The following is a 13,012-nucleotide window of genomic DNA, read 5'->3' as shown; positions in this document are numbered from 1 at the left end:
TCGAACAGGCGGTCGGAGTCAGGCGAACAGTTTTGCGAGGGTCAGCAGCTTGCCGAGCGTCAGATCGGGGCTGCGGCGCAGGTTGCGAAGCAGCGCGGCGATGCTCGACGGCGTGAAGCGCGGCTTCGTGAAGCTGCGCGGCATCGTCGGGCCCCACTGCGACATCGCTTCGCGGCTGACCGGATGGATACCGGTGGGTTCGTCGGCGGTAAACAGGTCGCCGTCGCAGTAGTGCTCGTGCTTGGCGCCCCACGGGTCTTGCCAGTAATCGAATACCTGGCTGCCGAGAATGTGCCGTCCGATGCCCCACGCGTGGGTCCAGCCGGCGTCGCGCAGCATGCGCTGGCCCATGCCGAGCGCGTCGGTGTCGACGACCTCGAACGCGCTGTGGCTGTAGGTCGACACGAAGCCCTGCGCGAGTGCGAGCGTGTGATGGTCGGCCGGCGTGTCGCCGCGGTCGAGCCGCATGAACGCGACCGCCGGCGAACCGTCCGGCAGCACCTGGACATCGCTCGGGATGAAACCGAAATGCCGCGTGTACCACGCGCACGTTTCCTGGAAATCGGCGATCTCGAGCACCACGTGGCCGATCCTGACGATCTCCGGCGGCGCGGCGGGCGGGCGCTGCGTGTCGTTGATGCGAACGCGCGCATCCACGGAGTTGAACGCGAGCGGCGCGCGGTGCGCCAGCGCCGGCAGTCGCGTCATGCCGGCCACCGCATCGACGCGGAAACCGGCCGGATCGACGAGCCGCACGCGCTCGCCGCCACCCGGCCACGCCGACGGCTCGATGCCCGACGCACCGGGCACGGCGGTCAGCGCATGGAGGTCCGCGCGGCTGTCGACCTCGAGCCCGAACCCGGCAAACGCCGGCTTGGGCGCGCGGCGCACCACGTAGCAGAAGCCGGACGCGCCGGTGGCGCGCAACAGCAGCAGGTCGGCATCGCGCGACGTGGTTCGCAATCCGAAGTCATTCAGGAAACGTTCGGCTTCGTCGAGATCCGGGCGCTCGAAGACCAGGTAGGCGAGGGCGGCGGCTCTCGTCGTGGGCCGCGGATGGCGGGCAGGCTGGGCGGTGGTGAGTTTCATGGCGATGGAGGCTCAGGAGGGACGGACGACGGATGAAACGGGAACGGGCATGGCGTGCGGCGCCGCGCCGAGCAGCGACAGGCTGTCGAGCACGATGCGCTCGACGTCGGCGGCCGGCCCGTCGTGGACGACGGTCTTGTCGGGGCGCACGACGGCCACCCAGCCGACCCGCGCCATGCCGGGAAGGAAGGTCCCGTCCAGGTCTTCCCAGCAATCGCGGCCGCCGCGATCCGGGCGCTGGCCGCGTTGCGCGATCCGCACGATGGTGCCGCCGGCGCCCGCCAGCGCGGCTGCGGCGTCCGCGGTGAGCCCGACGCGCGGGTCGCAGCCGAAGCCGACCAGCGTGTAGCCGTTGCCGAGCACGTCGTCGCTCAGGCGCGCGGTGCCGTCGGCGCCCCTCAGCCATCCCTGTGCGAGCGTTGCGCCGCGCGTGAGCTTCGCGCCCGAGCGGCCGCGCACGAAGAGCCCGGTGCGGAACGCGTTCTTCGGCTTGATGCGCAATTCCTCGAGTTGCGCGCGCAGCACCGGCACGCAGCGCAGCGCGCGCATCAGCCCGTGCGTGGCGAACGCCAGGGCCGCGTTGCGCGGCATCACCAGGCGCCCCATGAGTTTCGCGAGCCGGATCATCGCGCGCGCGTGCGGCCGGCGTTCCGCGTCGTACGTATCGAGAATGTGCGGATCGGCGCGGCCGAGCACCACCCAGGCGAGCTTCCAGCCGAGGTTGGCCGCGTCGCGCAGCCCGGCGACGAGCCCCTGGCCGACGAACGGCGGCGTGATGTGCGCGGCGTCGCCCGCGAGAAAGACCCGGCCGTTGCAGAATGCGTCCACGGTGCGCGCGTGGAAGCGATAGACCGCCTTGCGCTCGATGGTGAGCTCGTCGACATTGCCCCACGGCGCGAGCAGTTCGCGAATGCGGGCATCCGACTCCATCTCGTCGCGGCGCTCGCCCGGGTGCAGCATGAACTCCCAGCGCTCGCGCGCGCCGGGCGCGACCATGTGCGGCGTCGGGCGCCGATGGTCGCAAATGAACTCGACATGATCGATCGGCCGCGGCACGTGACGCGCATCGACGATGAGCCAGTCCTCGGCATAGGTCTTGCCGTTGAACTGCTGGCCGATCAACTGGCGCACCTGCGAGCTTGCACCGTCCGCACCGACCAGGTAGCGGGCGCGGACCGTGTGCGCATGGCCATGCTCGTCGGTCAGCGACGCAACGACGCCGTCGCGTTCGTCGACGAAACCTTCGAACGTCATGCCGAGCGCGACGTGCACGTTGGCGCGCTCGCGCAGCCGCGCGCGCAGGCAGCGTTCCAGATCGGGCTGGTAGAACGTGACGAGTTTCGGATGGCCGTCGAGCGTGCCGAGCGTATCGATCCGCGCGAATTCACCGAGCGCGGGCGAGCGCATCCGGACGTACGGGATCGGCACCGTGTCGAAATCGCGTTCGTCGACGCCCGCCATCTGCAGGATGCGCAGCGCTTCGTTGTCGAGCGCGATGGCGCGCGGCGCCATGAAGATCCCGGTCGCCTTGTCGATCACCACGACCTTCACGCCGTAACGCGCCAGCAGGTTCGCGAGCGCCGCGCCGACCGGCCCGCACCCGACGATCAGGACGTCGGCCGCCGACGGCAGCCCGCGCGCGTCGGACTGCGCCGCGCTGCCCGCGACGCGCGAATGCGCGCCCCTTGCTTCAAATGTCTCCACCGTGTCTCCATTCGTCTGTCGATCTCGGCTGCCGCGTGCGATCGGATGTGTTTGATGACATTAAAATCATAGATGATGACTTTGTCAATGTAGACATTTGAATCTATACTCGACCCATATCAGAACCGGATCCGTCATGTCGAACACTCCGAAACGCCGGGCACCCAAACGTGCCGCCGCCGAGCCTGCCGTCGCCGTCGCCGTCGCCGCCGACGTCGCCGCGCCGGTTGCCGAAGAGCGCGAGCCGCGCGGGGCGCGGCGCAAGCGCGAAACCCGTGGCCGTCTGCTCGAGGCGGCGTTGAAGCTGATGGCTGAAAAAGGCATGGAAGGCGTGGCCATCAACGAGATCACCGAAGCCGCCGACGTCGGCTTCGGGTCGTTCTACAACCACTTCGAATCGAAGGAAGCGATCTACACGACGCTCGTGGAGACGGTATTCGAGGAGTTCGCCGATTCGCTGGATCGCCTGGCGAGCGGCCTGTCCGATCCCGCGGAGATCATTGCGGTGGCGGTCCGGCACACGCTGATGCGGGCACGGCGGGAGCCCGTGTGGGGCCATTTCCTGATACGCGAAGGCTTTTCCGCGCGGGTGCTGACGCTCGGCCTGGGCCAGCGCCTGCTGCGGGACATCGGGCGCGGCATCGCCGAGAAACGCTTCGTGGTCGCCGACCCGTTCATCGGCTTCCTTTCGGTTGGCGGTACGGTGCTGACCGCAATTGCGGCTGAGCTCAACTTCGTCGCCCCGGGCGCGCCGGCGGCCGGTGTGCTGCAGGAACTCGGCTTCAGCGGCGAGCATTTCCCGGAACGCACGGCGGCCACGCTGCTGCAGACGCTCGGGCTCAAGCGCGCGGAAGCCGAGAAGATCGCGAGCCGGCCGCTGCCGGTCGTGGAAGCGGCCGAGACGGAGCAGTGACGCAGCGCCGTCGCCCGCTGCCAGGGCCCGGTGGGTCAATAGCGGATGAGCGGCAACACGGCGGCTTGGGCCGGAATGTGGCGGATGTTTGGCGAATTCCGGCCGGGTGGCCCTTTCTTACGCGTCGCTGAACGGCCGGATGGCCGGTGACGGCGTCGATGCGGCGCCGGTCGCGACCTCGATCAGCGCGACGCGGATCAAGATCGATCCGATCACCCCGTTCGTGTCGGTGGGTGATCGGTTCTGAACGGGATAAAACGGCACGCGCGCGAATCGCGAGCGGTCACGGCGCGCACGGTCGCATCGGCCGGCATCTCGACGCCCGATAGATCCACCGTGGCGAGCCGTTCGCGGCGCGCGTCGCTCATGCTCACGGCGAGGCATTCGAGCGGCGCGGCGCCGCCGACCGCATTGCGCAACTGACGGACCAGCTCGCAAGCGTCGTCGATACGCGATCGCTCCGTGCCCGTTTCCAGGCGCATGGCCGCCGACAGCGCGTCGAGTTCGTCGGTCGCGCAGCACGCCCGCCGCCTCGCGGCAATCAGGTCGTCTGCTTCGACGCCGCGCTTCGACACGAATGCACGGACGAGCTCGATGTATTCGGCCACCGCGGCGATCGCCCGGTTCGATACGGCGTCGAGCTTGCCCCGCTCCCACTCCGGCCATGCGAGCACGCTCACGCCGAGCGCAACGAGCGCGCCCGCGACGCTGTTCGCGACCCGTATGCCGGCGAGCAGCCAGGGCGATGCGACGGGCATGCCGAGATACGCAACGAGAATGAAATGCGGCGTGAGGAACAGGATGTATGACACATAGCTGACCGGCCGCGTGGAAAAGGTCCCGGTTGCGAGCGGGACGATCGCCAGCGCGAGAAGCGCCATGTTGTGGGACGCGAGCGCGACGCTCGATGCGACGATCGCGCCCAGGATCGTTCCGAATACCCGCAGGCCGGAAATTCTGACAGTGTGCGGCACGGTCGGCTGCATGACGAACAACGTGGTCAGCACGATCCAGTAACCTTGCTGAACGCCAAGCGCGCGGGCAAGGACGGCGGAGAGCATGGCCGCCACCGCCAGCCGCAGCGCGTATCGCGCGATGCGTCCGTTTGCGCGAATTTCCGTCCGCGCTACCGCCATGGCGAAGCCGATCGCCTGGAATGGGCGCGGCCGTTCGCGCGCGGCGGGCGGCGCCTGGTTTCGATCGCCGGCGCGGATATCGCCGATATCGGTGAACGCCGTCACGAGCGTCATGCACGATTGCAGCCATGCGCGCGCGTGGTCGTCGAGTGCCGAACCGTCCGCGCGCAGCGTCGCGCCGCGCACGTCGGCCGCCAGCCGGTTTCGCAGCCTTGCGAGCGCGGCGTCGCAGCCCGGCCGTTCGAGCACCGCATCGGCATGCGCATCGATCAACGCGACGAGCCGGTGCAGCAACGGAACGAGCAGGGCGGCCGCGGTGGCGCAGTCCGCGGGACGGTTGCCCAGCAGGCTTTCGAGGCCCGCCAGCAACGCGATCGACCTTTCGCCGCCGAGTTGCCACGCCACGGTGGCCGTGCCGGCGCCGGTCGGCTCGGCTTGGGCCGTGCGCGTCATCGCGTCGAGTCGCGTTCGCAATGCGGCGCGATTCGGGCCGCTCGCGCGCCGCGGATCCTGTGCGACCGGCACCAGCGCGCGCACGAACGAACTCGCCGCATACAGGTAGGCGAAGGCCGCCCTGCGTGCGCGGGCTGCATGGCTTTCCCGCCAGAAGCCCACGAGACAGACGACGGCCCACAGGCTTCCGCCGGCAAAGCTCGCGGCATACTGGGCGGGCGCCGGCCACGGATGCGCGGGAAACGCGGCCGACACCGCGCATGCGGTGGCGAGCAGCAACCCGCGCGTGCCCATCACGGTGCCGCCGAGCCGTGCGAGGCCGCCGATGTAGACCGCGACGCCCGTCAGCGCGACGGCGAGCCACCCGACCTCCGCGACAGTCGTCGCGCACGCGGACGCGAGCGCACCGATCGCACCGAACCACAACCCCGCGGCGATCCGCGCGCGGATCGATTCGGACGGATCGTCTGCAAGACACGTCCAGAACGTGGCGATCGCGGCCCAGCACAGCAACGGCGCGTGCAGCATGGCGGCGAGCAGCGCGGGCGCCGCGCAGATCAGCCCGGCCTTGAGCGCTGCCGAGAGCGGCAGGTGGTGCCGCCCGTCGCGCATGGCACGGGCGATCGTGTCGCGGATGCGCTTGATGACACTCATCGCATGCTCCTGCGTTATCGCGTGGTAACGGGCCTCGGCACCGGGATGACGGTGAGCGACCGAATGCCTTGCGCGCCGCGAACCAGTACGCCCTCGATGTCGGCGGTTGCCGACGGTCCGCTCATCAGCACCGCATAGTTGGCCGCGAAGAACTCGCTGCGGTGATACGCGTGATGCAGGTTGCCGACGATGTCCGCGGGGTCGAGCAGCGCGACCAGGTGCTGCGACAGGTAACCGAGCGCGTTGACGTTGTACTGGGTCTCGCTGAGCCATATCGAGCCAGTCTCCGCGACGGCGAACGCGGGGCGCACGATCCCGACGTCGACATCGTTCAGCGCGCGCGGATCGTCGATCGCCGCGAGGTCGCGGTTGCCGTCGAATTCGGGGGTCGCCGAGCAGAACACGGATGCGCCGGGAAACCGGGAGCGGATGAATGCGTCGAGCGACGTGCGCTCCGGCAATGCGCACCACGTGCCGCCGAGCCGCGCGAGCGACGCGCGAAACGTGTCGACGGCAGGCGGCAGGTTCGCGTCGAACATCGGCACCTGCGGCAGCGGCCGGCGGGCGGGGCGCACTTCGCGCAAACGGGAAAGCATCAGGTCTCGGCTGCTCATTTCTTGTTCCTCTTCAGATACCAGTCACGGAAAGTCTGCTCGGGCGCGTCGGGCACTTCGCGTTGCTTGCCCCACACATTGAGCGGGTTGTAGAGCACGGCGCGCGGCAGCACCGATACCGCGGTGCCCGCCGTCTTGACGGCCGCGCGGTACAGCGCGGGCCGCGACAGCACCTGGCCGGCGACTTTCATCGCCTCCTGCTTGACGAACGGCAACTCGTGCTGTTCGGCCACGATCTGCCGCCACTTGTAGATTTGCTCGTGAATGTTGATCCTCACCGGGCACACGCTGGTGCAACTGCCGTTCATCGTGGACGCGAACGGCAGCGAGCTGTACTTGTGCAGGTTGAAGGTCGGGTTGATGATCGCGCCGATCGGCCCCGAGTACACGCCGCCATAGCTGAGGCCGCTGCTGCGACGATAGACCGGGCACGTGTTCATGCACGCGCCGCAGCGGATGCACTTCAGCGAGTACCAGAAATCGTCCATGCCGAGTCGCTCCGAGCGGCCGTTGTCGACCAGCACGAAATGCATCTCGCCGCCTTTTCTGGGCCCGCGGAAGTGCGACGTGTACTGCGTGATCGGCGAACCGATCGCGTTGCGCGACAGCATGCGGATGAACACGCCGAGATGTTCGAGCTTCGGAATCAGTTTTTCGATGCCGATCGACGCGATGTGCAGCGGCGGCACGTTGGCGCTGAGGTCCGCGTTGCCTTCGTTCGTGCACACGGTGATGCCGCCCGTTTCCGCGACCGCGAAGTTGCATCCGGTCATGCCCGCGTCGGCGTTCAGGATCAGCGGGCGCGTGGCGTTGCGCTGCGCTTCGGCCAGTTTGGGAATGCTGCTTTCGTTCGGATCGGTGCCGATCTTCTCGGAGAAGATCCTGGCGACGTCGGTCGCGAGCTTGTGCACGGCCGGCACGACGATGTGCGAGGGCAGCTCATCGTCGAGCTGCTGAATCTGCTCGCCGAGATCGGTCTCGACGACCGTGATGCCGCGCTCTTCCAGATACGGGCGCATCTCGCATTCCTCGGTCAGCATCGACTTGCTCTTGACGAGCAGCTTCGCGTTGCGCCGCTCCAGGATCTCGTACACGATCCGGTTGTGTTCCTCGGCGTCTTTCGCCCAGTGGACGACGACGCCGTTGGCCGTCGCATTGCGCTCGAATTCCTCGAGATACTCGGGCAGGTGCGTGAGCGTGTGTTCCTTGATCCCGGACGCGAGCGTACGCAGCTCCTCCCATTCGGGGATGCCGTGCACTTCGGCGTCGCGCGACGTGCGCAGCTCCCACAAGCGCTTGTCGTGGAACTGGATGTGTTTCTCGTCCGCGATGAATTTCTCGGACGCTCCGACGTGGTCTACGCGTTTCATGCTCGTGCTCCGTTCAGGATCTGCGCGATATGGATGAATTTCAGGCCGAGCCCGAGGCGGTCCGAGCAGCCTTTCTGGTGCATCAGACACGACGAATCGGCCGATACGATGTACTCGGCGCCGTTGCGCTGGTGGTCGCGAACCTTGTCCGCGCCCATGCGTGCCGACACGGGCGCCTCCGATACGCAGAAGGTGCCGCCGAAGCCGCAGCATTCGTCGGGGCGGTCGGGCTGGATGAATTCGATGCCTCGCACGCCCTTGAGCAGCGTCAGCGGCTTCGAGAAGAACGGCTCGTCGATCTCCGACATCTTCGCGGTACGCAGCGCGCGCAGCGTGCCGCAACTGTTGTGCAGCCCGACCTTGTGCGGGAACTCGGCCCACGGGAATTCGCGCACGCGCAGCACGTCGTGGAGAAATTCGACGAGCTCGTACGTGTTCTTGCGCACGGCGACCGCGTCGCGCGTCTGGTCGGCGGCCGTGAGGTGGTCGCGCACGTGGTGCACGCAGCTGCCGCTCGGCGCGACGATGTAGTCATAGCCGGTGAAGTTCTTCACGAACAGGTTCTCGGTCGCTGCGGCCTGCTTTTCGCAACCGCTGTTGCCCATCGGCTGGCCGCAGCAGGTCTGGTCGAGCGGATAGTCGACATCGCAGCCCAGGCGCTCGAGCAACTGCAGCGTGGCGATGCCGACCTCCGGGTAGAACGCGTCGATGAAACATGGAATGAAAAGGGCGACTTTCATGGGATTCCTCGGTTGAGTCGAATGCTGGAAGCGAATGCGTCAGTGGTACGCGTGCACGCTGGACGCCTTGCCGCGGAACACCGAATACGCGACGTACGTGTAGAACACGATGAACGGCAAGACGAACAGCCCGGCTCCCCAGAACATGAACGTCTGGCTCGAACGCGGCGCGGCAGCTGCGTCGAGCGTGACGTCGAACGGCACGATGAACGGCAGATACGACGCGGCGAGCATCAGCACCATCGCGAGGCATCCGGCCGCGGCGAACAGATAGGCCGACGCCCCCTCGCGTCGCGCCGCGGTGGGCACGTAAAGGAAAGTCAGGCACGCGACGATCGGCAGCGCGAACAGCAGCGGATGCAGGAGCCAGCGCGTTTCGACGGCCGCTTCGGTCAGCACGGTCGATGCGAGGATCGACAGGGCGAACAGCGCGGTGATCGGCGCGAGCCGGTTGATCGCATCGCGACCGAGGCGCTGCAATGCGTCGCGCCCCTTCAATACCAGCCACCCCGAGCCGAGCAGCGCATAGCCGAGCGCGAGGCTCGCGCCGCACCACAGCGCGAACGGCGAGCACCATTCGAACCCGTTGCCGGCGTAGCGAAGGTGGTCGACCGGCAACCCCTGTGCGTAGGTGCCGACGCACACACCCTGCATGACGCTTGCGAGCAGCGAACCCGCGAACAGCAGCACGTCCCAGATTCGGCGCGATCGAACCGCCTTGTGGCGGAACTCGATCGCGACGCCGCGCATGATCAGGCCTGCCAGCATCATGCCGAGCGGCGCGTACAGCGCCGGCAGCACGATCGAATACACCGACGGAAATGCGCCGAACAGGATCGTGCCGGCAATGACGAGCCACGTGCCGTTGCCGTCCCACACCGGCGCGATCGACGCGATCATCTCGTCGCGCGCATCGCCTGCGAAGGCCGTCAGCATGCCGACGCCGAGATCGAACCCGTCGAGCATCAGGTAAGCGACGAGCGCGAACGCGAGTTCGACGAACCAGAACCAGTTCATCATCGAAGTTCTCCTTATCGAATCGTGTGGATGTTCGGCGTCGGTGCGCGCTCCTGCCGCGCCGCGAGTGCATACGTCCGTTGAATGACATGGCCGTTCCAGACCGTCAGCACGTTGCCGTCGGCGAGGCCGCGCTGCACGATTCGCACGATGTAGTACACGCCGAAGCAGAAAATGAACGCGTAGATGGCGACGAACAGTGCGAGCGTCGCGGCGGCGAAGTGCGCGGTGAGCCCGGGCGTGAGCGCGTCGGCGGTGCGCAGCACGCCCCACACGGTCCAGGGCTGCCGCCCGACTTCGGCCGTGAACCAGCCGGCCAGGATCGCGATGAAGCCGAGCGGGAAGCTGAGCGCGAGCGGCCAGAGCAGCCAGCGTCGTTGCTCCAGCTTTCCGCGCCGGGCAACGGCGGTGCCTGCCCACGCAAGCGCCAGCATGACGAGCCCGCACCCGGCCATGACGCGGAACGCGAGGAACGGAATCAGCACGGGCGGCCGGTCGGCCGCGGCGAAATCGGTCAGCCCGACTTCACGCGAGTCGACGGTGCCTGACGCGACGAGGCTGCCGAGAACGGGCACTTTCCATTCGAGGCGATTGCGCTCATGCGCGGCATCGGGAATCGCGAAGATCACTTCGGCGGCCGGCTGCTCGTCGGTCCAGCGGCCTTCGACCGCGGCGAATTTGGCCGGCTGATCGTCGTGCAGGTAGTCGCCGGTGAGGTGGCCGAACAGGATCTGCAGCGGGACGAGCACGGCGGCGAGGGTCACGGACATCCGTACCATGACGGTGGCCTCGATCCGGTAACGATCCTTCAGCAGATAGGCGGCGCCGACGGCAGCCACGCAAAATGCGGTCGTCAGATAGGCACCCAGCAGCATGTGCGGGAAGCGGACCCATACGACGTGGTTGAAGATGATCGCCGCCCAGTCGGTCGGCACGAATACGCCGTTTTGTACGACGTATCCGACCGGATGCTGCATCCACGAGTTGTTGACGAGAATCCAGAACGCCGACATCGTCGTGCCGGCGGCGACGAGGATGCACGACGTCAGATAGAACCACGGCCGCACCCGGGCGCGGCCGAACATCATCACGCCGAAAAACGTGGCCTCGAGCGCGAACGCGGTAAACGATTCGTAAGTGAGCAGCGGCCCCTGGATCGGGCCGCTCGCGCGGGACAGCTCGCTCCAGTTCGTGCCGAACTGGAACGCCATCACGATGCCCGAGACCACGCCCATCCCGAACGCGACGCCGAAAATCTTCAGCCAGAACGCGAACACGCGGCGGTATACGCGATTGCCGGTCGCAACGGACATGGCCTCGAGCACCGCGAGCCATGCCGCGAGCCCGATGGTGAATGACGGGAAGATGATGTGAAACGAGACCGTGGCCGCGAACTGGATTCGGGACAGCAGGAGTGCCGTTGCTTCCATGCGTACGCTCCATTGCGAGATTGCGTTGCAATGGAGTGTCGGCGTCCGGCATTTCTCGTGCGTTGCAGATTGCGGCTGCCGTGTTACATCTGAAATCGAACGTGCCGTCGACGGAGACGGCGACGGCGCATGCGCGTCATGCGCGGCCGGTCCGGCGATCCGTCAGCGCAGCACGGCGGCGAGCGCGCGCGCGAGATCGGGCGTCTTCAGCGGTTTGCGCAGCACCATCCTGACGCCGAGCGCGTCGGCCTCTCGTTCGAGCGCCGGTGTGCTGAAACCGCTGCACAGGATGACCGGAAGGTCGTTGCGCCGCCGCGCGACGCGCGCCGCGAGCTGCAAGCCCGTCAGATGCGGCATCGCATGGTCGGTCACGACGACGTCGAAGCGGGCTGGATCGGCATCCAGGGCAGCCCAGGCGGCCTCGCTCGATGAAAATCCGACCGGTTCGTAGCCGAGATCGGCCAGCACCTCTTCCCCGAGCCGGACGAGCGCGTCCTCGTCGTCGACCAGCAGGACCACCTGCCCGCCGCCGTGAGGCACCGGGATCGTCTCGGCTTGCCGGGCCGGGCGCGCGTCCGCGGCGGGCAGATAAACGTCGAAACGCGCACCTTCGCCGGGTGTGGAGTGGACGTCGACGGCCCCGCCGTGTTCGCGGACGATGCCGTCGACGAGTGACAGGCCGAGACCGGTTCCCTCGCCGGCGGCGCGCGTCGTGAAGAACGGATTGAAGATTCGCTCGAGGATCTCGGCCGGAATGCCGTTGCCGCCGTCCGCAACCGAGAGACGCACGAAACGGCCGGCGCTCACCGCGCCATGCGACAGCGAGCGCGGTGTCTCGACGCAGACCAGGTCGAGTTCGACGCGCAGCGTGCCGCCTGAGGGCATGGCATGGATCGCGTTGCTGCACAGGTTCATCACGACCTGATGCAGATGCGTGGCGTCGCCCAGAATGCACGCAGCGTGCGCAGGCATGCGCACGTCGAGTGCGACATGCGCCGGCAGCGTCTCGCGCACGAGCTCGATCGCCTCGTCGACCACCGCGCCGACATCGACGGGCACCCTGGCCGTCCGGCCGCTGCGGCTGAACGTCAGGATGCGCTCGACCAGCAGCCGCGCGCGTTCACCGGCCCTCAGCACCTGTTCGACGTAGCGGTGCGCCGGTGCGTCGGGCGCGACGCTGGCGAGCGCCCGATCGCCGAAACCGAGAATTGCGGCAAGGATATTGTTGAAGTCGTGCGCGACGCCGCCGGCAAAGGTGCCGAGCGCTTCGAGCTTCTGCGACTGCCGCAACTGGCGCTCGAGGCCATGGCGCGCCTCTTCGTCGGCCCGGCGTTGCGTAATGTCCTCGATCGTCGCGATGATCAGGTCTTCCGCGTCCGCGTCGGCCGGCTGATGAGCGGAAAACACGCGCGCCACGCTCATGTCGGCCCACACGACGCGGCCGTCCCGGTGCACGTAACGCTTTTGAAACCTGACGCGATCCTGACCGCGCACCAACTGGTCGATATGATTCTGCGTGAGTGCCCGATCGTCGGGATGCGTGATGTCCGATGCACGCCGCTCGGCCAGCTCGCGGTCGCTGTAGCCGACCATCTGCTGAAAGGCGGGGTTGGCCATCAGGTAGCGGTCGTGCGCGCGCAGCACCAGGATCCCGACGGGGGCATTCTCGAATACGGTGCGCCAGCGCTGCTCGCTTGCGTGCATCGCCCGGCTCGCGTGTTCCAGCCGGCGCATGTACGCGGTCAGCACATACATCAGCAGAATCACGCACACGACGATGGCGCCGACGCGAAACGCCGTGTCGTGAACGAACCCGGCGAGTACGAGCAGGAGGGCGAGGCAGCCGGCCAGCATCATGGCCCGGTGGCGCCTGGCTCGCCAAAGCGTACGGT

At 67.6% G+C, this 13,012-nt stretch carries 10 protein-coding genes; 1 reads left to right on the top strand and 9 read right to left on the bottom strand.

Going from position 1 to position 13,012, the window contains the following annotated elements:
• Window positions 1–18: 18 nt before the first annotated feature.
• A complete protein-coding gene (locus tag CFB34_RS34905) occupies window positions 19–1,089 on the bottom strand; it encodes a VOC family protein (protein WP_089444242.1) in 1,071 nt (356 codons plus the stop codon).
• Window positions 1,090–1,101: 12 nt separating this feature from the next.
• Window positions 1,102–2,721, bottom strand: a complete 1,620-nt coding sequence (locus tag CFB34_RS34900; RefSeq protein ID WP_242808802.1) for a bifunctional 3-(3-hydroxy-phenyl)propionate/3-hydroxycinnamic acid hydroxylase — start codon at window positions 2,719–2,721, stop codon at window positions 1,102–1,104.
• A gap of 208 nt (window positions 2,722–2,929) precedes the next feature.
• Between CFB34_RS34900 and CFB34_RS34895 the strand changes: the two genes are divergently transcribed.
• A complete protein-coding gene (locus CFB34_RS34895; protein ID WP_089444240.1) occupies window positions 2,930–3,706 on the top strand; it encodes a TetR/AcrR family transcriptional regulator in 777 nt (258 codons plus the stop codon).
• A 212-nt stretch (window positions 3,707–3,918) separates the two neighbouring features.
• Here the strand turns inward: CFB34_RS34895 and CFB34_RS34890 are convergent, their stop codons facing one another.
• From CFB34_RS34890 to CFB34_RS34860, 7 genes are all read right to left on the bottom strand, one after another.
• Window positions 3,919–5,949: an FUSC family protein gene (locus CFB34_RS34890; protein ID WP_089444239.1), complete on the bottom strand. Its 2,031-nt coding sequence runs from the start codon at window positions 5,947–5,949 to the stop codon at window positions 3,919–3,921.
• Between the two features lie 14 nt (window positions 5,950–5,963).
• Window positions 5,964–6,563, bottom strand: coding sequence for an LUD domain-containing protein (locus CFB34_RS34885; protein ID WP_089444238.1), 600 nt, complete (start codon window positions 6,561–6,563; stop codon window positions 5,964–5,966).
• Entirely contained in the window at window positions 6,560–7,933 is a 1,374-nt protein-coding gene (locus CFB34_RS34880) for a lactate utilization protein B (RefSeq protein ID WP_089444237.1), read from the bottom strand. The genes CFB34_RS34885 and CFB34_RS34880 overlap by 4 nt, the downstream gene beginning before the upstream one ends.
• Window positions 7,930–8,673 (bottom strand): (Fe-S)-binding protein, encoded by a 744-nt coding sequence (locus tag CFB34_RS34875; RefSeq protein ID WP_089444236.1) that lies wholly within the window; start codon window positions 8,671–8,673, stop codon window positions 7,930–7,932. The genes CFB34_RS34880 and CFB34_RS34875 overlap by 4 nt, the downstream gene beginning before the upstream one ends.
• Window positions 8,674–8,712: 39 nt before the next feature.
• Entirely contained in the window at window positions 8,713–9,693 is a 981-nt protein-coding gene (gene cydB, locus CFB34_RS34870) for a cytochrome d ubiquinol oxidase subunit II (protein ID WP_218828647.1), read from the bottom strand.
• An 11-nt stretch (window positions 9,694–9,704) separates the two neighbouring features.
• A complete protein-coding gene (locus CFB34_RS34865) occupies window positions 9,705–11,120 on the bottom strand; it encodes a cytochrome ubiquinol oxidase subunit I (protein WP_089444235.1) in 1,416 nt (471 codons plus the stop codon).
• A 162-nt stretch (window positions 11,121–11,282) separates the two neighbouring features.
• Window positions 11,283–12,977, bottom strand: a complete 1,695-nt coding sequence (locus CFB34_RS34860; RefSeq protein WP_179243785.1) for an ATP-binding protein — start codon at window positions 12,975–12,977, stop codon at window positions 11,283–11,285.
• Window positions 12,978–13,012: the final 35 nt, after the last annotated feature.

It is taken from the genome of Burkholderia sp. HI4860, from assembly GCF_002223045.2.
Lineage (GTDB): Bacteria > Pseudomonadota > Gammaproteobacteria > Burkholderiales > Burkholderiaceae > Burkholderia.
The sequence above is the reverse complement of the archived record's forward strand: the minus strand, read 5'-3'. Positions and strand labels throughout refer to the sequence as shown.